This window comes from Caballeronia sp. NK8 (genome assembly GCF_018408855.1).
GTDB lineage: Bacteria > Pseudomonadota > Gammaproteobacteria > Burkholderiales > Burkholderiaceae > Caballeronia.
This window is the reverse complement of record NZ_AP024322.1, coordinates 1,915,258-1,937,289: the sequence shown is the minus strand read 5'-3', so window position 1 is coordinate 1,937,289 and position 22,032 is coordinate 1,915,258. Positions and strand designations below refer to the sequence as shown.

The following is a 22,032-nucleotide window of genomic DNA, read 5'->3' as shown; positions in this document are numbered from 1 at the left end:
AATGAAACGAAAGCGCGGATATCGCCAACCGATATCCGCGCCTGAAGACTTAAACGCCTTGTTTCAGGCTCGCGCCGATGAAGTCGTCGAGGTCGCCGTCGAGCACGGCGCGCGTGTTGCTCATTTCCACGTTGGTGCGCAGATCCTTCACGCGGCTCTGGTCGAGCACGTAGGAGCGAATCTGATGACCCCAGCCCACGTCGGTCTTGCTCGATTCGAGCTTGTCCTGTTCGGCCTGGCGCTTGCGCATCTCGAATTCGTAGAGACGCGCCTTCAGCATCTGCATGGCTTCCGCGCGGTTGCGGTGCTGCGAGCGGTCGTTCTGGCACTGCACGACGATGCCGGTGGGCGCGTGCGTGAGACGCACCGCCGAGTCGGTCTTGTTGATGTGCTGGCCGCCCGCGCCCGATGCGCGATACGTGTCCGTGCGGATATCGGCGGGATTGATTTCGATCTCGATCGAATCGTCGATTTCCGGATACACGAACACCGACGAGAACGACGTATGCCGGCCGCCCGACGAATCGAACGGAGACTTGCGCACGAGCCGGTGAATGCCGGTTTCGGTGCGCAGATAGCCGTACGCGTATTCGCCTTCGACCTTGATGGTCGCGCTCTTGATGCCGGCGACGTCGCCTTCGGATTCTTCGAGGACTTCGGTCTTGAAGCCCTTGCGCTCGCAGTAGCGCAGATATTGGCGCAGCAGCATGGACGCCCAGTCGCACGCCTCGGTGCCGCCCGCGCCCGCCTGAATGTCGATGAAGCAGTTGTTCGGATCGGCCGGGTTCGAGAACATCCGGCGGAATTCCATGTCCTCGACGCGAACGCGCAACGCATCGGCGTCGGATTCGCACGCGACGAGCGTGTCCTCGTCGTTTTCCTCGTGCGCCATCTCGAAGAGGTCGCTGGCGTCGCGCAGATCGTTGTCGAGCGCGCTGATGGTCGTGACCACGCCGTCGAGCAGCTTCTTTTCACGACCGAGCGCCTGGGCGTTCTTCGAGTCGTTCCAGACGTTCGGGTCTTCGAGTTCCTTGTTGACTTCGGCTAGACGCGCGGACTTGGCGTCGTAGTCAAAGATACCCCCGTAGCTCGCCCGCGCGGCGGCGCAGGTCGGCCAGAAGGCTTTCGATCGCGTTGAGACGTTCCGCTTCCATTGTCGATCTTCGGCTTCGTAAAAAGATGAAATTATAGCCGATTGACAGTGTTTCCCCGGCTTCGGCGCTGCCCGGTGCGCCTGCTCAGCCCGCGTGCTCGACGATCAGTTGCACCCGCGCGACGCCGTTCCACGAATCGCTGACGAGCCGGTACGCGACGGTTGCGCGCGGCGGCAGCGGATCGACGTGGTTGAACCAGATCGCGTTGAAACGCTGACGCCCGCGCAACAGCGACAGCTTCAGATGCTTCTCCTTCACAAGCGCCTGCGACGCGACTTCGAACTCGCCGGAAAACGTCGGCGCGGGAAAGCCTTGTCCCCAGACCGCCGCGTCGAGCATTTCGACGAATTGCGGCGTGAAGTAGGCGTCTTCCAGTTCGCCATCGGTTTCGACGGTGCGCGACAGCGCCTCCGCCGTCAGCCATTCGCGTCCGATCGCCTCGAACGCGGCGGTGAAGCGCGGAATGTCGGCGGTGGACATCGTCAGGCCCGCGGCCATCGCGTGGCCGCCGAACTTGTGGATGAGGCCGGGCTCGCGCTTGCTGATCAGATCGACGGCATCGCGCAGATGAAAACCGGGAATCGAGCGGCCGGAGCCCTTGCAGAGCATACCGCTGTCGTCGGCATGGGCGAAGGTGAACGACGGCCGATGAAACCGCTCCTTCAGCCGCCCCGCGACGATTCCGATCACGCCCTGATGCCAGCTCGCGTCGTAGAGCGTGAGCGTCGCGCGCTCGCCCGGATCGATCGTCTGCAGTTCGGCGAGCGCCTGCTGCTGCATCCCGGCTTCGATTTCGCGTCGCTCGCGGTTCATCGAATCGAGCTGTTGCGCGAGTTCCCACGCGCGGCCGACGTCGTCGGTGGTCAGGCATTCGATGCCGAGCGACATGTCCGACAGCCGTCCCGCCGCGTTCAGACGCGGGCCGAGCGCGAAGCCGAGATCGAAGCCCGACGCCGCGCGCGCGTCGCGCCCGGCGGCGCGAAAGAGCGCGGCGATGCCCGGCTGCATGCGCCCCGAGCGAATCCGCTTCAAACCCTGCGCGACCAGAATGCGGTTGTTGCAATCGAGCTTCACGACATCGGCGACGGTGCCGAGCGCGACGAGATCGAGCAGGCCGTCCAGACGCGGCTCGGGCGTGCCATCGGAATAAGCGCCGCGGCGGCGCAACTCCGCGCGCAGCGCCAGCAGCACATAAAACATGACGCCCACGCCCGCGATGCACTTGCTCGGAAACGCGCAGCCCGGCTGGTTCGGATTGACGATCGCGCGCGCGGCGGGCAGTTCGTCGCCGGGCAGGTGATGATCGGTGACGAGCACGTCGATGCCGAGCGCGTTCGCCGCAGCAACGCCGTCGACGCTGGCGATGCCGTTATCGACCGTGATGAGCAGTTCGGGCAGGCCGGTCTTCGAACGCGCGGCCAGCTCGACGATTTCAGGCGTGAGCCCGTAGCCGTATTCGAAGCGGTTCGGCACCAGATAGTCGATGTGCGCGCCGAACATGCGCAGCCCGCGCACGGCCACCGCGCAGGCGGTTGCGCCGTCGCAGTCGTAATCCGCGACGACTAGCATGCGCTTGCCTGCCGCGAGCGCATCGGCGAGCACGGCGGCGGCGTCGTCGCACCCTTTCAGGCCGGCGGGCGCGTGCAGGCGTTTGAACTCGGTTTCGACGTCATCGGGCGACGTGACGCCGCGCGCCGCGTACAGGCGCGCGATGACGGGATGCAGGCCGTGGCGCATCAGCGCTTCGGCGTCGGCGGGAGAGGGGGCGCGCGTAACGATTCGCGTCATTGCAGGAAGTACCTTATTCGATGAAGAGCGCCGCGATCGGACGGCGCCGCCAGAACTTGCGCAGATCCGCGCGCGTGACCGAGAGCGTGACCGAGCCGGTGTCGCCGCAGAGCGTGAGGCTCAGGCGGCCGAGCGAGCCATCGGTGAGCGCGCGCAACGCGGGGGCGAACCACGCGCTTTCGAGTTCCTTGAGCGATGCGTTCCAGCGCGCCCAATCCAGTTCGATGAACGGCGCGGAGAAAGGATTCAGCTCGACGAGCGTCGTACCTTGCACGCCGTCGCTGGGCAGCGATGCGAACGACTCCGGCGGCATCGACGGTTTCACGCCCGCCGCGAGCGCAAGACCGCGCGTCGCGGCGGCGTCCGACATCACGCGCGCAAACGGGCTTTGCACGGGCCGCAGCGCGCCTTGTCCGTGCAGCCAGATCGAATTGATCGCGGGCAGCCCGCGCGATTCGCGCTCGAGGTTCAGCGGATGCTCGAACCAGGCCATCTGCACTTCGTTCTGCAGCTTCATCCACGCGCGCGAGCGTTCGCCGGTGCGGGCCTCGTGCGGCAGCCAGATTTCGATGTTGCGGCCCGTCGCGCGCAGCGGCGATGCGCCCGCGAGCGCGCCCAGCGCGTCGCCGGATACGTACCAGCGCAGCGGCGTCGGCGCTTGCAGCGTCACGCCGAGGTCTTCGATCACCGGCCGTGCGGTCTGCAGCAGCGCGCGCGCTTCCTCGGTATGCACGCCGAGCGTGTCGGGGTCGATCAGCACCAGATGATCGTGCGCGATCCGCACGTGCACCGGCTCGATGCAGGCCCACATCGCATCGCCGGGCGTGCCGCCATCGGCGAGCAGCATGAAGGGCGCGAGCGGGGCGTCGTCGGCGTAACGCTGGTCGGTGGGCGTGACGGCGTTGAAGCGCCGCGCGATCCAGCGTTCGTGCGGCAGCGTGCGCTGAAAATCCTCGCCGACGATGCGCTCTTCGAGCGTGGCGCGGGCGAGCAGCTTATCGAGCGCCGCGCTCTCCAGTCCGTGCAGGGCGGTGGCGGCGTCCGCGGCCGAGGGCAGGGCGAACGGCAACAGGAGATGGAGATGTTGAACGGGCATGATGCTCGGCATTGTAGGGCAAAGCGGATAGGGCGACGGGGCGCGCCAGACCGGTTTTGCCTCGCGATCGACGCGTGCTAGTGCGACGCTTTCCTCATATATGGCAAACTTTCGCAAATTTCGCGCTTGGCCGTGGTCGTCAACGCGCTTCGCCGCAGGCGGCACGCATCCGCGAAGACCGCCGCCGCGTATTCATACGATGCACCCGGGGCACAACAACGCTGAACCAGCAGCAGAAAGGAATCGCTTGAAACTTCCGTACGAATGGCAGATAGGCTGGCGCTACACGCGCGCCAGCAAACGCACCACAGGCAACGGCTTCATCTCCTTCATCGCGCTCGTGTCGATGGCGGGCATCGCGCTCGGCGTCGCCGCGCTGATCGTCGTGCTGTCGGTCATGAACGGCTTCCAGAAGGAAGTGCGCGACCGGATGCTGTCGGTCCTCGCGCACGTCGAAATCTTTTCGCCGACCGGCTCCATGCCCAACTGGCAACTGACGGCGCAGGAAGCGCGCCGCAATCCGGAAGTGACCGGCGCCGCGCCCTATGTCGAAGCGCAGGCGCTGCTCACGCGCCAGGGCGCGGTGAGCGGCGTCGCATTGCGCGGTGTGGAGCCGTCGCTGGAGCCGGAAGTGTCGGATATCGGCAAGGAAATGCGCGCTGGCAAGCTCGCGGATCTCAGGCCAGGCGAATTCGGCATCGTGCTGGGCAAGGATCTGGCGGCCAATCTCGGCGTGATGGACGGCGACAAGATCACCCTCGTCGCGCCCGAAGGCACCATCACGCCGGCGGGGATGATGCCGCGTCTCAAGCAATTCACCGTGGTCGGCATCTTCGAGTCCGGGCACTACGAATACGATTCGACGCTCGCGCTCATTTCGATCCGCGACGCCGAGGCGCTCTTCCGCCTGCCCGCGCCTACCGGCGTGCGGCTGCGACTGAAAGACATGCAGCGCGCGCCCGAAGTCGCGCGCCAGCTCGCGCGCACGCTTTCGGGCGATCTCTATATCCGCGACTGGACGCAGCAGAACAAGACCTGGTTCTCCGCCGTGCAGATCGAAAAGCGCATGATGTTCATCATCCTCACGCTGATCATCGCGGTCGCGGCGTTCAATCTCGTGTCCTCGCTCGTCATGACCGTCACCGACAAGCAGGCCGATATCGCGATCCTGCGCACGCTCGGCGCGCAGCCCGGCTCGATCATGAAGATCTTCGTCGTGCAGGGCGTGACGATCGGCTTCATCGGCACCGCGCTCGGCGTGTCGCTCGGCTGTCTCATCGCGTGGAGCATTCCGTGGCTCGTGCCGATGATCGAGCATCTGTTCAACGTGCAGTTCCTGCCGTCTTCGGTGTATTTCATCAGCGAACTGCCGTCGGAGCTGGTGCCGGGCGATGTCGCGAAGATCGGCATCATCGCGTTCGTGTTGTCGTCGCTCGCAACGCTCTATCCGAGCTGGCGCGGCGCGAAGGTTCGTCCGGCGGAGGCGCTGCGCTATGAGTGATCTGATTCCGGCCAACAATCTGGTGCTGCAGGCGTCCGCGATCTCGAAGACGTTCGTGCAGGGCGGCTTCAACGTGCAGGTGCTCGACAACGCGCAACTCGATGTCTATCGCGGCGAAAAGCTCGCGATCGTCGGCGCGTCAGGTTCGGGCAAGAGCACGCTGCTGCATGTGCTCGGCGGCCTCGACGAGCCGAGCGCGGGCAAGGTTTCGCTGCTCGGCAAGCCGTTCACGCAGCTGAAGGAAAAGGAGCGCAACGAGCTGCGCAATCGCGCGCTCGGCTTCGTGTATCAGTTTCATCATCTGCTGCCGGAATTCACGGCGCTCGACAACGTCGCGATGCCGTTGCGTATCCGCCGCATGTCGGAAGAGGCGTCGCGCAAGGAAGCGCAGGAAATGCTGGAGCGCGTGGGCATCGGGCATCGCGCGAAGCATCGGCCGGGCGAGCTGTCGGGCGGCGAGCGCCAGCGCGTGGCGATCGCGCGCGCGCTGGTCACGCGCCCCGCGTGCGTGCTCGCCGACGAACCGACCGGCAATCTCGACGGCGGCACCGCCGACACCGTCTTCAATCTGATGCTGGAGTTGTCGCAGACGCTCGAGACGAGCTTCGTGATCGTCACGCACGATCCCGATCTCGCCGCGCGCTGCGACCGCATCATGCGCCTGCGCGACGGCGTGCTGCACGAAGAGCCGTCCGTGCCGGTATAACGCGTTCCGCGCGGGAGACGCCATGTGGATCGATACGCACTGTCATCTCGACGCCGGCGAGTTCGATGCGGACCGCGACGCCGTCGCCGTTGCGGCGCTGGGCGCGGGCGTGACGCGCATCGTGATTCCGGGCGTCGATCGCGGCAATATCGCCACGGTGCGCGCGCTCGCGCATCGCATCGCGGGCGGCGCGTACGCGCTCGGCATCCATCCGCTCTTCACGCCGGGCGCGCATGAAGACGATCTGCGCGTGCTGCGCGATGAGATCGAAGCGAGTCTGGACGATCCGCGTTTCGTCGGCATCGGCGAAATCGGGCTGGATTACTTCGTGCCGACCCTCGACGATGCCCGCCAGCAGTTCTTCTACAACGAACAGCTCAAGCTGGCGCGCGAGTTCGATCTGCCCGTGATCTGCCATGTGCGCAAATCGCAGGACAAGGTGTTGAAGGGGCTGCGCGTGCACGGCATTCATTGCGGCATCGCGCACGCGTTCAACGGCAGCTTTCAGCAGGCCGAAGCGTTCATCGCGCAGGGCATGCGTCTCGGCTTCGGCGGCAATCTCACGTTCGAGCGCGCGCTGCAGATTCGCCGGCTCGCGACCGATCTGCCGCTCGACGCGATCGTGCTCGAAACCGACGCGCCGGATATCGCGCCCTCCTGGCGCTACAAGCAGCGCAATACGCCGGATCAGGTCGCGCGCATCGCGCAGGTGCTCGCGCAGTTGCGCGGCATCGACGAAAACGCGCTTTCCCTAGGCACAACGGCTAACGCTCACGCCGCGCTCCCACGGCTCGCGCTCGCCTCTTCATAATCGTTTCGATCGACGTTCGTCTCTCTGAGCGAGCGTCTGCGGCAACGAAAACGAAGAGGAAGATGTGCGGGCGATTCTGCTGGGATTTGCATGTGGCGTCTGGTGGTTGCAGCAGCAGGCTCGCTTGCCGGATGGTTTTGCGTGGTTCGCGTGTTGCGCATTGTTCGGCGGTGCGATGACGCTCGGTCTGCTCGGGCCGCGCCTGCGCGTTGCCAGCTTTGCCGTCGCGGTTTGCGTGCTGGGCTTCGCGTATGCCGCCGTACGCGCCGATATCCGGCTGCGCGAACAGTTGCCGGTCGAATACGAGCAGCGCGATATCGAATTGACGGGCTTCGTGCGCGGGCTTCCCGAGCAACGGGAGGACGGCACGCGCTTTCTCTTCGACGTCGAGGCGAACGGCGCCGGTTTGCAGGACTTTCCGCGCCTCGTGCGCTTGTCATGGCTATCGGAGAATCGCACGAAACTCCATGCCGGCGAGCGCTGGACGCTGAGCGCGCGTCTGAAGCGCGCGCACGCCAACGCGAACTTCGGCCTGCGCGATGCCGAAGTGTCCTTGCTCGAACGCGGCATTCGCGCGACGGGCTATGTCTCGGCCGCGCGCGTCCCACAGCGCCTCAATCCCGATGCAACAGGCCCGCGTCTGACGATCGATCGCCTGCGTGCACGCGCGCGCGAGCGGATCGAAACCGTGCTCGGACGTGCGCCGCATCGCGGGATCATCGTCGCGCTCGCGGTGGGCGCGCAGGACGCCGTCAGCGATGCCGACTGGGCCGTCATGCGCGCGACCGGCACGAGTCATCTCGTCGCGATATCGGGATTGCATATCGGCTTCGTCGCGGGGCTGGCGGCGTTGATCGCCGGCTTCGTTTGGAAGCGCGTGAGGTGGCGGGGCGTGCCCGCGCCGTTGATCGTCGCCGCGCCCAAGGTGGCGGCGGTCGGTGCGGCGCTGTTCGCCGCGTGTTACGCCGCGCTCGCCGGATTCAACGTGCCTGCGCAACGCACGCTCGGCATGCTGCTGATCGTCGCGATCGCGTTTCTGTGCGGGCGGCGACCGGCGTCGTCGCTCGTGTTGCTGTGGGCGCTCGCGTTCGTGCTGATCGCCGATCCTTGGGCGGTAACGTCGCCCGGGTTCTGGCTGTCGTTCTGCGCCGTGGCGGCGATCCTGCATGCGATCGCGGCGGCGGGACGGGTCGAGTCGCGCGCGCAGCCGGACGACCACGACGACATCGATCAATGGGATCGCGTCGATCCGGGCGAGGTCGGGCAGCGTCCCGAGCCGGCGGTGAGGCGTCGGAAAGTCGCGATCGTGGCGCGCTTGGGCGCTCGGGTGCGGCGACACATCGCGTCGGGCGCGCGAGTGCAATACGCGGTGACGATCGCGCTCGCGCCGCTCACGGTTTACTGGTTCTCGCAGATTCCGCTCGTCGGTCCGATCGCGAATGCGTTCGCGATTCCGTGGATCAGCGTGCTCGTGACACCGGCCACGCTCGCGGGGCTCATCCTGCCCGCGCCGCTCGACGCGCCGCTGCTCCACGCCGCGCATGCCGCGCTGTCGGTGCTCTGCGACCTGCTCGCGCGCCTCGCCGATGCCGTGTCGTCGCCGCTCTGGCATCTGCCGCAGCCCGATGCGTTCGCGCTGGCGGCAGCGTGCGCCGGCGTCGCGTGGGCGCTCGCGCCGCGCGGCTGGCCGTTGCGCTTCGCCGCGCCGTTGACGTGGCTGCCGCTCGTCGCGAGCGTGCCGCATCCGGCGGCGCACGGCGCGTTTCGCGTCACCGCGCTCGACATCGGCCAGGGCTCGGCGCTGATCGTCGAAACGGCGCGGCACGCCTTGCTGTTCGACGCCGGTCCCGGTCCCGAATCGACGCACGCGGGCGAGCGCATCGTGGTGCCGTATCTGCAGGCCGCAGGCGTGCGCGCGCTCGATGCGCTCGTCATCAGCCATTCCGATTCGGATCACGCGGGCGGCGCGCCCGCCGTGTTGCAGTCGATCGCCGTGCGCCAGTTGCTCGCGTCGCTGCCCGCGAACGACGCGCTGTGGTCCGGCGCGCGCTCACGCGGCGCGCCGGTTTTGCGCTGCGCCGCCGGGCAGCGCTGGACCTGGGACGGCGTCGAGTTCCGCATGCTGTGGCCCGAGCCGGGGCCGCTTTCGGGCAAGCCGAACCATCAGTCGTGCGTGCTGAAGGTGACGAGCGCGGCGGGGCGCGCGGCGCTTTTCGCGGCGGATATCGAAGCGGATGTCGAACGCACGCTGATCGCCCGCGACGCCGCCGCGTTGCGCGCGGATGTGCTGATCGTGCCGCATCACGGCAGCCGCACTTCGTCGACCGAGCCTTTCCTCGATTCCGTCGGGCCGCTCGCGGCGATATTTCAGGTAGGCTATCGCAACCGCTTTCACCATCCGCACCCGAGTGTGTACGCGCGCTTCGGGCTGCGCGAGATCGCGCTCTCGCGCAGCGATGACGACGGCGCGGCGCGCATCGATATCGGCCCGGAAATCGTGCTCGAGCGCTTCAGGCAAACGCACGCGCGCTACTGGATGGCGCGCTAGAAAAATAGAGACACGCTTGAAAGACATCATCCATTTCTCGCACGCGAACGGTTTTCCGGCGTCGACGTATCGCACGATTTTTGCCGAACTTTCCGACGATTACGAGATTCGCAGCATCGAGCGCATCGGTCACGACGCGCGTTTTCCGGTCACGCGCGACTGGCCGTATCTCGTCGATCAGCTCATCGACGACATGAGCCGCTATCGCCGCGAAGCTGACGAAGCGCATCCGAAAGTGTGGCTGGTCGGGCATTCGCTCGGCGGCTATTTGTCGCTGATGGCGGCGTTGAAGCGCCCGCAGTGGGTGAAAGGTGTCGTGATGCTGGATTCACCGGTGATCGCTGGCTGGAAGAGCGGGCTTTTGCGCGTCACGCAATGGACCGGGCTCGACGAGCGTCTCTCGCCCGCCGCCGCGACAAAAAATCGCCGCACACAGTGGGCAAGCCGCGACGAGGCCTGGCGGCATTTTCTGGCGAAGCCCGCGTTCGCGCGCTGGGACGAGCGCATGCTGTCCGACTATATCGACTTCGGCATTCCGCTGGCGCATGCGAGCGGCACGCGCGCGCTCGCGTTCGATCGTCACGTCGAATATCTGATCTACCGCACGCTGCCGCATACGCTCGGCGCGCGGCTCGCGCACGGCGCGCCGGTGCCGGTCGGCTTCATCGCGGGGACGCGCTCGCGCGAGGTGCGGCAGGTGGGCCTGGGCATGACGCGGCGCATCGCCGGCGAGCATTTCGAATGGATGGACGGCAGCCATCTCTTTCCGATGGAGCGCCCGATCGATACCGCGCGCGCCGTGCAGCGCCTGCTGGAGGCGATGCGGGCATCGACGTGACGCGGTGCGCAAAAAAGCGCGGGCGGGGTGCAGGCGCGCGCGGAGGACTTGACGCGCGCGCGGCGAAATGATCCGCGCGAATCGCTTCGAAAAGCGCGCATTTGCAGGCAATTTCCGGCTCGCGCGCGCTTCGTGGGAACCTGCCTTTACGGTATAATCCGTTTTTCCCGCGAGCATCTAGCGATGACCAAATATGTATTCGTCACCGGCGGCGTAGTTTCGTCCCTTGGCAAGGGTATTGCCGCCGCCTCCCTCGCCGCGATCCTCGAATCGCGCGGTCTGAAAGTCACCCTCCTCAAGCTCGATCCCTACATCAACGTCGACCCCGGCACGATGAGCCCGTTTCAGCACGGGGAAGTGTTCGTGACGGAAGACGGCGCGGAGACCGACCTCGACCTCGGCCACTACGAGCGCTTCATCAGCACGAAGATGCGCAAGGCCAACAACTTCACGACCGGCCAGATTTACGAATCGGTGATCCGCAAGGAACGCCGGGGCGAATATCTCGGCAAGACGGTGCAGGTCATTCCGCACATCACCAACGAAATCCAGGCGTTCGTCGAGCGCGGCGCCGCTGCGGCGACGTGCGGCCAGCCGGACGTGGCGATCGTGGAAGTCGGCGGCACAGTGGGCGACATCGAATCGCTGCCGTTCCTCGAAGCCGCGCGTCAGATGAGCCTGCGCATGGGCCGCAACAGCGCGTGTTTCGTGCATCTGACGCTGGTGCCGTTCATCGCGACGGCGGGCGAGCTGAAGACCAAGCCCACGCAGCACAGCGTGCAGAAGCTGCGCGAAATCGGTATCTATCCGAACGTGCTGCTGTGCCGCGCAGACCGCCCGATTCCGGACGACGAGCGCGCCAAGATCTCGATGTTCTCGAATGTGCCTGAAGACGCCGTGATCTCGGTGTGGGACGCGGACAGCATCTACAAGATTCCGCAGATGCTCAACGACCAGCACCTCGACGACATCATCTGCGAAGCGCTCAAGCTCTCGCCGCCGCCGGCCGATCTGACGATGTGGGCGAACCTCGTCGAGAAGCTCGAGAATCCGAAGAACGAAGTGACCATCGGCATGGTCGGCAAGTATGTCGAGCTCACGGAGTCGTACAAGTCGCTGATCGAAGCGCTGCGTCACGCGGCCATCCATACGTCGACCAAGGTCAACATCGAGTACATTGATTCGGAGCAGATCGACGCCGAAGGCACCGATGCACTGAAGCATCTCGACGCCGTGCTCGTTCCGGGCGGTTTCGGCCGTCGCGGCACGGAGGGCAAGATCAAGGCGATCCGTTACGCGCGTGAATCGAAGACGCCGTATCTCGGCATCTGCCTCGGCATGCAGCTCGCGGTGATCGAATTCGCGCGCGACGTCGCCGGCCTCGCCGATGCGAACAGCACCGAGTTCGATCAGGACACGACCAACCCGGTCGTCGCGCTCATCACCGAGTGGTACGACCGCGCGGGCCGCATCGAAAAGCGCAGCGAAGAGTCCGATCTCGGCGGCACGATGCGCCTCGGCTCGCAGAAGTGCCCGATCAAGCCCGGCACGATGGCCGAGCGCATCTACGGCAGCGATGTGAACGAGCGTCATCGTCACCGTTATGAAGTCAATAACCGATTCGTGCCCCAGCTCGAGGCGGGCGGGCTTATCATCAGCGCCCGTACCCCGAGCGAGGATCTGCCCGAAATGATGGAGTTGCCGCAGTCGCTGCACCCGTGGTTCGTCGGCGTGCAGTTCCACCCCGAATTCACCTCGACGCCGCGTGACGGGCATCCGCTCTTCAAGGCGTTCGTCGAAGCGGCGCGCTCGCACGCCCTGGCTGGCGACGCAAAAGCGCCGGCGCGGGCCGCGGCCACCGCAGGAGCGCAAGCATGAAGCTGTGCCACTTCGAAGCCGGGCTCGACCAGCCGTTCTTTCTGATCGCGGGAACGTGCGTTGTCGAGTCGCTGCAAATGACGATCGACGTCGCCGGTCGTCTCAAGGAAATGACCGAGAAGCTCGGCGTGCCGTTCATCTACAAGTCGTCCTACGACAAGGCTAACCGTAGCTCTGGCAAGTCGTTTCGCGGCCTCGGCATGGACGAAGGCCTGCGCATTCTGGGCGAAGTGAAGAAGCAACTCGGCGTGCCGGTGCTCACCGATGTCCACGCCGAACATGAAATCGAAGCGGTCGCATCGGTCGTGGACGTGCTGCAGACGCCCGCGTTCCTGTGCCGCCAGACCGACTTCATCCACGCGTGCGCGCGTTCGGGCAAGCCCGTCAACATCAAGAAGGGCCAGTTCCTCGCGCCGCACGACATGAAGAACGTGATCGACAAGGCGCGCGACGCGGCGCGTGAAGCGGGTCTGTCGGAAGACCGCTTCATGGCGTGCGAGCGCGGCGTGTCGTTCGGCTATAACAACCTCGTGTCCGACATGCGCTCGCTCGCGATCATGCGCGAAACCCGCGCGCCGGTCGTGTTCGATGCGACGCACTCGGTGCAGTTGCCGGGCGGGCAGGGCACGAGCTCGGGCGGCCAGCGCGAATTCGTGCCGGTGCTCGCGCGCGCGGCGGTCGCGACGGGCGTCGCCGGTCTTTTCATGGAGACGCATCCGGACCCGGCCTGCGCGAAGTCGGACGGCCCGAACGCGGTGCCGCTGCAGCACATGGAAGCGCTGCTGGCGACGCTCATCACCATCGATCGCGCGGTCAAGAGCGGCCCGTTCCTCGAGAACGATTTCAACTGAGCGGTTGCTGCAACAGGCAGTACGGCACGGGCGGCGCATCATCGCCGCCCGCGTCGCGAGAGAATAGGTCACCTGGAGTGATCAGAGCAACGGAGGAGCGCGCAGCACATCAGGGCGATATCCGCGCCGGCCGGCGGATCCAGCGCCCGCTCCCCACCGAAGCGATACGGATCGGCCTCGATTGGCGATGCGGCGGCGTTACGCGCGCCGCGCCCGGTCGCAGCGCCGATCCCGGTACGACCGCTCGATAGCGCCGGAACTGAACCCGGCGGTCATCGAAAAGGTCTGAGCGAGGCCAGTGAAGCGCGTAGCGGCGTGTATCGAAGTGTAAAAGCACGCCGCGCGCTTCGTTGTGACTGACAGAATTCATCGTCATTTCTTGAGGAAATCATGAGTGCTATCGTAGATATCATCGGCCGCGAGATTCTCGATTCGCGAGGCAATCCGACCGTCGAATGCGACGTGTTGCTCGAATCGGGCACGATGGGCCGCGCGGCGGTACCGTCGGGCGCGTCCACGGGTTCGCGCGAAGCCATCGAACTGCGCGATGACGAAGCCGGCCGCTACAACGGCAAGGGCGTGCTGAAGGCCGTCGAACACATCAACACCGAGATTTCCGAAGCCATCATGGGCCTCGACGCCTCGGAACAGGCTTTCCTCGACAAGACCCTGCTCGAACTCGACGGCACCGAAAACAAATCGCGCCTCGGCGCGAACGCGATGCTGGCCGTCTCGATGGCCGTCGCCAAGGCCGCGGCTGAAGAAGCCGGCCTGCCGCTGTACCGCTACTTCGGCGGTTCGGGCGCGATGCAACTGCCGGTCCCGATGATGAACATCGTCAACGGCGGCGCGCACGCGAACAACAGCCTGGATATCCAGGAATTCATGATCGTGCCGGTCAGCCAGCCGACCTTCCGCGAAGCGCTGCGTTGCGGCGCGGAAGTGTTCCACGCGCTCAAGAAGATTCTCGCCGAGCGCGGCATGAGCACGGCGGTGGGCGACGAAGGCGGCTTCGCGCCGAACTTCGGCAGCAACGACGAGTGCCTGTCGACGATTCTGCAAGCCATCGAGAAAGCCGGCTATCGCGCCGGTGAAGACGTGCTGCTCGCGCTCGACTGCGCGGCGAGCGAGTTCTATCACGACGGCAAGTACCAGCTGGCCGGCGAAGGCCTGCAACTGTCGTCGGCGGAATTTTCCGACTATCTCGCGACGCTCGCCGACAAGTTCCCGATCGTGTCGATCGAGGACGGCATGCACGAAAGCGACTGGGAAGGCTGGAAGATCCTGACCGAGCGCCTCGGCAAGAAGATCCAGCTCGTCGGCGACGACCTGTTCGTCACGAACACGCGCATCCTGAAGGAAGGCATCGAAAAGGGCATCGCCAATTCGATCCTGATCAAGATCAACCAGATCGGCACGCTGACGGAAACTTTCGCGGCGATCGAAATGGCCAAGCGCGCGGGCTACACGGCCGTGATCTCGCACCGCTCGGGCGAGACGGAAGACTCGACGATCGCGGATATCGCGGTCGGCCTGAACGCCGGCCAGATCAAGACCGGTTCGCTGTCGCGCAGCGATCGCATCTCGAAGTACAACCAGTTGCTGCGCATCGAGGAAGATCTCGGCGATATCGCAAGCTATCCGGGCAAGTCGGCGTTCTACAACTTGCGCTAAAGCTTTCGCCGCTTTGGTCGATAAGGACGCTAAGGCGTCTTTGAAGCGTCATCTTTTGAAGCCCGCCGCCCAACGGTTTCCCGCCGCGGGGCGGCGCTTATTTCGGCTACGTGAATGCGGCTCGTAACTGTCGTTCTGGTTCTGTTGCTGGTGCTGATCCAATACCCGCTCTGGTGGGGGCACGGCGGCTGGCTGCGCGTGCATGAATTGCAGCAGCAGCTCGCGCAGCAGACTGACAAGAACACGAACCTGAGATTGCGCAATGAGCGCGTTCAGGGCGAAGTGCAGGACCTGCAAAGCGGCACCGCGGCCGTGGAAGAGCGCGCGCGCTATGAGATGGGCATGGTGAAGGACAGCGAGGTGTTCGTGCAGTTCGTCTCGCCGAATTCCACCGCGCCCGTCAATTCCGCCAACGTGCCCGGCATGAACGGCTCGACGCGCGGTCAGGTCTCGGCGGCGCCGCTGCGCGTGGTGCCGAATCCGGTTTCGCGTTCGAAGCAGGAGTTGCGCGACCTGGACAAGAAAGCGCAGAAGGAAAAAGCGGCTGAAGCGAAGAAAAAGCAGGGCGCGCCGCAGTAGCGCGATAAGCTTTGTTCGGAACAAAAAAATGGCGCGGTCATCGATCGCGCCATTTTTTATTCGGCTTCGCTCACCACCAGGTGCCGACTCCGACGCCTGTGCCCCAGTAAGGCCCGCCCCAGCCGCCGCTGGAATATCCGCCGTAGACCGACACCGGCATGGGCGCAGAGAACTGCGACATGGTCTTGGCGGCATTGCCCGCGGCCGCGGCCTGCTGCGATTCGTTGAGCGCCTGCTTGTCGATGGCGTTGTAGCGCTCCATCTGCTGCTGCGGCGTGAGCGTCTGCTGGACCGCCGGCGGTGTATCGGGCAGGCGGCTATAGATGGGCGAGGGGCCGGGCGGGTCCATCATGCAGCCGGCGACGAGCGCGACGCCGGCGAGGCACGGCAGCAATTTCCAGTTGAGCGTGGCGGTATTCATTTGCGACCTCCAGCGGGTCGGACAACTAAGCAAGACTCCAATCATAGCGCGTGGCAGGCTGGGGCGAACACCCGCCGCGGGTGGGCGCGACGACCGCGCGCCGTGCTCCGGCGCCTGCGATGAACACCGCGTAACGCCCGCTGCACAAGGCTTTGCGGCGCGCTCAGTGCCGTTGGTCCGGCGCCGGACTCACGCCTTGTGAGAGTTCTTTTGCGACAAAAAGTTGCGCCACGTCGACGGCGTCGAAGTCGTAGCGCTGGTTGCAGAACTCGCAGTGCACCTCGACGTTGCCGCGCTCCTCGAGCACGCTGTCGACTTCCTCGCGGCCGAGCATCTTCAGCATGCCGCCGACCTTGCCGCGCGAGCACGTGCACTGGAAGCGCGCGGGCGCGGGATCGAAATGCTGCACGTTTTCCTGCCAGAACAGACGCTTGAAGACCGTCTCCGGCTCTTCCTTCAGCAGTTCTGCCGTCGACAGCGTGCTGCCGAGATGGCAGACGCGCTGCCAGGTGTCCGCGTCGTGCTCGCCCGGATGCGGCACGATGCCGCCATCGCCCGGCAGCTTCTGCAGGAGCATGCCGACGGCGCGATCGGTATCGGCGGCGAGCCACAGCCGCGTGTCGAGCTGCTCGGAGTGATGCATGTAGTGCTCGAGCACCTCGGCCATCGACGCAAGCGGGCCGTGCTCGCCCGACAGCGGCACGATGCCCTGATACGGTTGCTGACCCGGCTTTTTGTCGGTGGGATCGAGCGTGATGACGCAGCGGCCGCGCCCGTGACGGTTCAGGAGGTCGGCGAGCGACATTTCGTTGTCGAGCTCGCTTCCAGCGCCTTCGGCGAGCTTCGCGGTGGCGCGTAGCGCAAGGCTCGAATCGCACTGCACGACCAGCATCTTCACCGGGCCGTCGCCGTAGATCTGCATGACGAGCGTGCCGTCGAACTTGAGGTTCGCCGACAGCAGCGCGCACGCGGCCATCATTTCGCCGAGCACGTTGCGCACGGCCGCCGGATAGGCGCGGCGCGCGAGCACTTCCTGCCACGTGTGGCGCAATGAGACGATCTCGCCGCGCACGGGCGCCGCGTTGAACATGAATTTCTGCAACTGGTCGTTCACAACTCTTCCTTGAATGTTGAAGCTCGCCCGTTCTTCCGGGTTTCAGCCGATGTTTCAGCCGATGCGCACGAGCTGCGCCTTGTAATATTCGCGCCGGTCGGCATAACTTGCCGTGGCCGCGCGCATGCGGGCGATATCCGCCTCGCCGATTTCACGCACCGCCTTCGCGGGCGAGCCGAGAATCAGCGTGTTGTCCGGGAACACCTTGCCTTCGGTGACGACGGCGCCCGCGCCAACCAGACAGTTGCGGCCGATTACCGCACCATTCAAGACCACCGCCTGAATGCCGATCAGCGCGCCTTCCTTGATCGTGCAGCCGTGCAGCATCGCCTGATGGCCGACGGTGACATCGTTGCCTATTGTCAGAGGAAAGCCGGGGTCGGCATGCAGCACGGCGCCTTCCTGCACGTTGCTGCCGCGCCCGACGACGATCGGTTCGTTATCGCCACGCAGCGCCGCGCCGGGCCAGACGCTCGCGTTTTCCTCGAGCGTCACGCGGCCGATGATGGTCGCGGTGTCCGCGAGAAACACGCTTTCGTGGATGGTCGGGGCGTCGTCGCCGAGTTTGTAGATGGCCACTTTGTCTCCTGGGCTTGATGTCGTGAGGGTGGGGCGCTGGCGGCGCTAAAATGCGCGCCTGCCGGTGCGGCTCGACGGTCATGGCCGTCGTCGTTGCGCCGACTGTTGCGCGATGCGTGGCGTTCGCCGGGATTACCATTTTAGCTGTTTGCTGTAAGCGTCCGCTGCGACCGCGATTTTCGACGCCGTTTTTGAGACAGTTCGATGCACGACCCCGTGATTTCCTTCGAAGCCGAAATCTGCGCGCGCCGCGCGGCGCTCGCCATCCTGCGCGAGTGCGAGCCCGCGACCAAGGCGGCGCGCGCCCGCGCATTGTTCGACGCGGTGTGCGCCGAGCCTGCGCGCATCGATCCTGAAGCCACGCTCGAAGAACCCGCCGATCTGCCCGGACGGCCGGCGCGTCCGGCGCTCGTCGAGCCGTCGTCGCTGAAGCGGCGCAGCATGCAGTCGGATGCGGGGCGCGCCGTGCTGCTGCACGCGCTCGCGCACATCGAGTTCAACGCGATCAATCTCGCGCTCGATGCCGCCTGGCGCTTTTCGTCGATGCCGCGTGATTTTTATCTCGACTGGTTGAAAGTCGCGGCGGAGGAGGCGTATCACTTCTCGCTGTTGAACGCGCGTCTCGCGGAATTCGGCCACGCTTACGGCGACTTTCCCGCGCATGACGGACTGTGGGAAATGGCGCAGCGCACGCGCGACGACGTACTTGCACGCATGGCGCTCGTGCCTCGCACGCTCGAGGCGCGCGGACTCGATGCATCGCCGCCGATCCGCAAGCGTCTCGCGCAGGCGGGCGATCACGCATCGGCGGCGATTCTCGACGTGATCCTGCGCGATGAGATCGGCCATGTGCTGATCGGCAATCGCTGGTTCCGTTTTCTCTGCGACGGCGCGAATCTCGACCCGCACGCGACTTACGAACGCCTCGCCGCGCAATACCACGCGCCGAAGCTGCGCGGCCCGTTCAACTTCGAGGCGCGCCGCGAGGCCGGTTTCGACGAAGCGGAACTGCGCGCGCTCGCCGGCCTCGACGATGCCGGGTAGTGCGCGCGCATCGCCGCTATAATCGAACGATCATCCTTTTTTACATTCGAGGCCACACATGACTGAATCGCGCTCCGAATTCGTCGATGCGCGCGGCGTGCGGCTGCATGTGCGCCACTGGGGCGCGCCCGACGCCCCGATGCTCTTCATGCTGCACGGCTGGATGGACGTATCCGCGTCGTTCCAGTTCGTCGTCGATGCGCTGGCTGGCGGCTGGCAAGTGCTCGCGCCCGACGCCCGCGGCTTCGGACTATCGGACTGGCCGGTCGCGGAGAAAGGCGGCGGCCATTACTACTTTCCGGACTATCTCGCCGATCTCGACGTGCTGCTCGACCACTACGCGCCCGGCGCGCAGGTGAATCTCGTCGGTCACAGCATGGGCGCGAACGTCGCCTTGCTGTACGCGGGCGTGCGGCCCGAGCGCGTGCGGCGCGTGGTCGATCTGGAAGGCTTCGGATTGCCGGCGGCGCGCGCATCGCAGTCGCCGGGGCGCATCGGCCAATGGCTCGACGATCTGCGCGTGCCGCCCGAACTGCGCAGCTACGCGAGCCTCGACGAAGTGGCCGACCGGCTGATTCGCACGAATCCGCGTCTGCCGCTCGCCCGCGCGCGTTTCCTCGCGCAGCACTGGTCGCGCGAGGAAGCCGACGGGCGCTTTCATCTGCTCGCCGATCCGGCCCACAAGTTGCGCGGTCCGACCTTGTACCGGCTGGATGAAGTCAGCGCGGCGTGGGCGCGCGTCACGGCGCCGGTGCTGCACGTCGAGGCGAAGGACTCGCCGACGCTCGCGACCTTCGCGGGCCAGACGCCGGTCGCCGAGTTCAAGACGCGTTTCGCCGTCTTTCCCGACTGGCGTGAGGAAATCGTCGATGGCGCCGGTCACATGATCCATCACGACCAGCCGGAGCGTGTCGCGGCGCTGATCGAATCATTCTGCGCGTGAGCGGCGCGCAGTACGAAGGAACTACATAACTGGCGTGTCATGCCGTTACAGTTAGAATGTGAGTGATATCCAAGAGCCGATGATGAACGCCGATCTGCATTGCCATTCCACCGTTTCCGATGGCCGGTTCGCGCCCGCCGAGGTCGCGGCGCGCGCGCACGCGAACGGCGTGACGCTATGGTCGCTCACGGATCACGATCAGCTGGGCGGGCAAGAGGAAGCGCGTGAGGCCGCCGAGGCGCTCGGCATGCGCTATCTGCCGGGCGTCGAGATTTCAGTGACGTGGGCGTCGCGCACGGTGCATATCGTCGGCATGAACGTCGATCCGAACAACGAAGCGCTGCTCAAGGGGCTGGAATGCACCCGCGACGGGCGCGCGGCGCGCGGCGTGGCGATCGGCGAGGCGCTCGCGGCGATCGGCATTCCGGATTGCTACAAGAACGCGCTGCGCTTCACCGACGACCCCGACATGATTTCGCGCACCCACTTCGCGCGGTATCTCGTGGAGGCGGGTTACGCGCAGTCCACCTCGGATGTGTTCTCGCGCTATCTCGGCGACGGCAAGCCCGGTTTCGTCGGGCATCGCTGGGCGAAGCTCGCGGACGCCGTGAAATGGATCAAGGATGCGGGGGGCGAGCCGATCATCGCGCATCCGGGTCGCTACGATTACACGCCGGTCGAATTCGCCGCGCTCTTCGACGAGTTCATCCAGCTCGGCGGCCGCGCCATCGAAGTCGTGACGGGCAGCCACACGCCCGATCAATACCGCGAGTATGCGGATGTCGCGCGCCGTTACGGCTTCGAGGCGTCGCGCGGCTCGGACTTCCACGACGCGGGCGAAGGGCGTGTCGATCTCGGCCGGCTTCCGCCGTTGCCCGACGATCTCACGCCCGTCTGGGAGCGCTGGCTGTAGCGCTCCTTCGGCGCGCGTATTTCTTCCTCGCGCGCACGGTCTTTGCATCACCGGTGATTTTCCGCACGCACATCGCGTCGGGCGCGCTCGCGCGTGATCCGCGCCGCGCCCGGCCTTCGCGATAACGATCGAAACAATAAGGCGTCGCCATGTCACAATTTTTTCGCATTCACCCCGACAATCCGCAGCCACGGCTCATCAATCAGGCCGTGCAGATCATCAAGGACGGCGGTCTCGTCGCGTTGCCGACGGATTCGAGCTACGCGCTCGCCTGCCATCTCGACGACAAGGACGCCGTCGAGCGATTGCGGCGTGTTCGCGGTATCGACGACAAGCAACTGCTGTCGCTGCTCGTGCGCGATCTTTCCGAGCTGTCCAATTTCGCGATGGTCGACAACCAGCAGTACCGGCTGATCAAGTCGGTGACGCCGGGGCCTTACGTGTTCGTGCTGCAGGCGACCAAGGAAGTGCCGCGCCGGCTTTCGCACCCGTCGCGCAAGACGATCGGCCTGCGCGTGCCGGATCACGCGATCACGCTTGCGTTGCTGGAGGCGCTCGGCGAGCCGCTGCTCGCCTCGACGCTGATCCTGCCGCCCGACACCGAGCCGCTCAACGACGCCGAGGAAATCCGCGAGCGGCTGGAAAAGCAGGTCGAACTCGTGATCGATGCCGGCGCGTGTCCGGCGGAGCCGTCGACGGTGATCGACCTTTCATCGGGGGAGCCAGTGCTCGTGCGCGCGGGGAGAGGCAGTCTCGAACCGTTCGGGCTCACGGCGTAGTGTCTGTTCACACGCGCGCCGTGCACTGACGCACACGGGCGTAAGCCCCGACTAAGTGTTATCGCACATGATGGGCGAAATAGTGCGCGCCCGGCGCCGTCGCGCGCGTCTGATTCGACTTGCCCGCTTGATACAATACCGCCCCATGGACTCCTCCCTGATACAAACCATCGCGGTCTACGCGCTCCCGGTGATCTTCGCGATCACGCTGCACGAGGCCGCGCATGGCTACGCCGCGCGACTGCTCGGTGACAACACGGCCTACGTGCTGGGCCGCGTTTCCATGAATCCGATGCGCCACATCGATCCGATCGGCACGATCGTGATTCCGATCGTCCTTTACTTCGTGACGAGCGGCGCCTTCATGTTCGGCTACGCGAAGCCCGTGCCGGTGGCCTTCGGCAATCTGCGCAATCCGCGCTGGGGCAGTCTCTGGGTCGCCGCGGCGGGCCCCGGCAGCAACTTCGTGCAGGCGATCGTCTGGGGCGTGATCGCGGTGCTGCTCGCAGCCTTTCATGTCGACGAGCCGTTTTTCACGCGCATGGCGGCGGCGGGCGTCGGCGTGAATCTGGTGCTCGGCGTGCTGAATCTCTTTCCCTTGCCGCCGCTCGACGGCGGCCGCGTCGTCATGGCGCTGTTGCCGGTGCGCGCGTCGATCGCGTTTTCGAAGCTCGAACCTTACGGCTTCTTCATCGTCATGGCGCTCGTCGTGACCGGCGTGCTGACGCGCTTCTGGCTCGGGCCGCTCGTGAATGTCGGCTATACGGCGGTGTCGGCTATTCTGAATCCCCTCGCTTCACTATTCCCATAAGATC

20 protein-coding genes are annotated in these 22,032 nt (G+C 65.6%); 14 read left to right on the top strand and 6 right to left on the bottom strand.

Features of this window, described 5'->3' with window-relative positions; genetic code table 11:
• Positions 1-49 precede the first annotated feature (49 nt).
• From prfB to NK8_RS09240, 3 genes are all read right to left on the bottom strand, one after another.
• A protein-coding gene (gene prfB / locus NK8_RS09250; protein ID WP_162065936.1) for a peptide chain release factor 2 occupies positions 50-1,154 on the bottom strand; the annotation gives its coding sequence in 2 pieces (ribosomal slippage) (positions 50-1,072 and positions 1,074-1,154; 1,104 coding nt in all).
• Positions 1,155-1,238: 84 nt separating this feature from the next.
• Positions 1,239-2,942 (bottom strand): single-stranded-DNA-specific exonuclease RecJ, encoded by a 1,704-nt coding sequence (gene recJ / locus NK8_RS09245; RefSeq protein ID WP_213226138.1) that lies wholly within the window; start codon positions 2,940-2,942, stop codon positions 1,239-1,241.
• A 13-nt stretch (positions 2,943-2,955) separates the two neighbouring features.
• Positions 2,956-4,050: a regulator gene (locus NK8_RS09240; protein WP_213226137.1), complete on the bottom strand. Its 1,095-nt coding sequence runs from the start codon at positions 4,048-4,050 to the stop codon at positions 2,956-2,958.
• A 235-nt stretch (positions 4,051-4,285) separates the two neighbouring features.
• Here NK8_RS09240 and NK8_RS09235 point away from each other — a divergent pair, with 235 nt between their 5' ends.
• The 9 genes from NK8_RS09235 (at position 4,286) to ftsB (ending at position 15,424) form a co-directional block, all read left to right on the top strand.
• A complete protein-coding gene (locus NK8_RS09235; RefSeq protein ID WP_213226136.1) occupies positions 4,286-5,539 on the top strand; it encodes a lipoprotein-releasing ABC transporter permease subunit in 1,254 nt (417 codons plus the stop codon).
• Positions 5,532-6,245 carry a lipoprotein-releasing ABC transporter ATP-binding protein LolD gene (gene lolD / locus NK8_RS09230; protein ID WP_061177282.1) on the top strand — a complete coding sequence of 238 codons (714 nt, stop codon included), beginning with the start codon at positions 5,532-5,534 and terminating at the stop codon, positions 6,243-6,245. The genes NK8_RS09235 and lolD overlap by 8 nt, the downstream gene beginning before the upstream one ends.
• A gap of 22 nt (positions 6,246-6,267) precedes the next feature.
• Positions 6,268-7,056 (top strand): TatD family hydrolase, encoded by a 789-nt coding sequence (locus NK8_RS09225; RefSeq protein ID WP_213226135.1) that lies wholly within the window; start codon positions 6,268-6,270, stop codon positions 7,054-7,056.
• A 64-nt stretch (positions 7,057-7,120) separates the two neighbouring features.
• The gene (locus NK8_RS09220; protein WP_213226134.1) at positions 7,121-9,604 is read left to right on the top strand and encodes a DNA internalization-related competence protein ComEC/Rec2; all 2,484 of its coding nucleotides are present in this window, start codon (positions 7,121-7,123) and stop codon (positions 9,602-9,604) included.
• 16 nt (positions 9,605-9,620) lie between these two features.
• Positions 9,621-10,442, top strand: coding sequence for an alpha/beta fold hydrolase (locus NK8_RS09215; protein ID WP_213226133.1), 822 nt, complete (start codon positions 9,621-9,623; stop codon positions 10,440-10,442).
• A gap of 183 nt (positions 10,443-10,625) precedes the next feature.
• Complete coding sequence (locus NK8_RS09210) at positions 10,626-12,320, top strand: CTP synthase (protein WP_213226132.1); 1,695 nt, start codon at positions 10,626-10,628, stop codon at positions 12,318-12,320.
• Positions 12,317-13,171: a 3-deoxy-8-phosphooctulonate synthase gene (kdsA, locus tag NK8_RS09205; protein ID WP_162065928.1), complete on the top strand. Its 855-nt coding sequence runs from the start codon at positions 12,317-12,319 to the stop codon at positions 13,169-13,171. Before NK8_RS09210 ends, kdsA begins: the two co-directional genes overlap by 4 nt.
• Before the next feature lie 390 nt (positions 13,172-13,561).
• Positions 13,562-14,845, top strand: a complete 1,284-nt coding sequence (gene eno / locus NK8_RS09200) for a phosphopyruvate hydratase (protein WP_213226131.1) — start codon at positions 13,562-13,564, stop codon at positions 14,843-14,845.
• Positions 14,846-14,959: 114 nt separating this feature from the next.
• Positions 14,960-15,424, top strand: a complete 465-nt coding sequence (ftsB, locus tag NK8_RS09195; RefSeq protein WP_061177275.1) for a cell division protein FtsB — start codon at positions 14,960-14,962, stop codon at positions 15,422-15,424.
• 70 nt (positions 15,425-15,494) lie between these two features.
• Here ftsB and NK8_RS09190 read toward each other — a convergent pair whose 3' ends face one another.
• The 3 genes from NK8_RS09190 to NK8_RS09180 form a co-directional block, all read right to left on the bottom strand.
• Positions 15,495-15,845: a hypothetical protein gene (locus NK8_RS09190; protein WP_162065926.1), complete on the bottom strand. Its 351-nt coding sequence runs from the start codon at positions 15,843-15,845 to the stop codon at positions 15,495-15,497.
• A gap of 163 nt (positions 15,846-16,008) precedes the next feature.
• Positions 16,009-16,959, bottom strand: a complete 951-nt coding sequence (hslO, locus tag NK8_RS09185; RefSeq protein ID WP_213226130.1) for an Hsp33 family molecular chaperone HslO — start codon at positions 16,957-16,959, stop codon at positions 16,009-16,011.
• Positions 16,960-17,013: 54 nt separating this feature from the next.
• Positions 17,014-17,538, bottom strand: coding sequence for a gamma carbonic anhydrase family protein (locus tag NK8_RS09180; protein WP_061177272.1), 525 nt, complete (start codon positions 17,536-17,538; stop codon positions 17,014-17,016).
• A 204-nt stretch (positions 17,539-17,742) separates the two neighbouring features.
• On the opposite strand from NK8_RS09180, the gene NK8_RS09175 reads away from it, so the two are divergent.
• From NK8_RS09175 to NK8_RS09155, 5 genes are all read left to right on the top strand, one after another.
• Positions 17,743-18,582, top strand: coding sequence for a ferritin-like domain-containing protein (locus NK8_RS09175; RefSeq protein WP_213226129.1), 840 nt, complete (start codon positions 17,743-17,745; stop codon positions 18,580-18,582).
• A 58-nt stretch (positions 18,583-18,640) separates the two neighbouring features.
• Entirely contained in the window at positions 18,641-19,525 is an 885-nt protein-coding gene (locus NK8_RS09170; RefSeq protein ID WP_213226128.1) for an alpha/beta fold hydrolase, read from the top strand.
• A gap of 82 nt (positions 19,526-19,607) precedes the next feature.
• Positions 19,608-20,438, top strand: coding sequence for a 3',5'-nucleoside bisphosphate phosphatase (locus NK8_RS09165; RefSeq protein ID WP_162066833.1), 831 nt, complete (start codon positions 19,608-19,610; stop codon positions 20,436-20,438).
• Between the two features lie 149 nt (positions 20,439-20,587).
• Complete coding sequence (locus NK8_RS09160; protein WP_162065921.1) at positions 20,588-21,217, top strand: L-threonylcarbamoyladenylate synthase; 630 nt, start codon at positions 20,588-20,590, stop codon at positions 21,215-21,217.
• Between the two features lie 145 nt (positions 21,218-21,362).
• Positions 21,363-22,028, top strand: a complete 666-nt coding sequence (locus tag NK8_RS09155; protein ID WP_061177269.1) for a site-2 protease family protein — start codon at positions 21,363-21,365, stop codon at positions 22,026-22,028.
• Positions 22,029-22,032 lie beyond the last annotated feature (4 nt).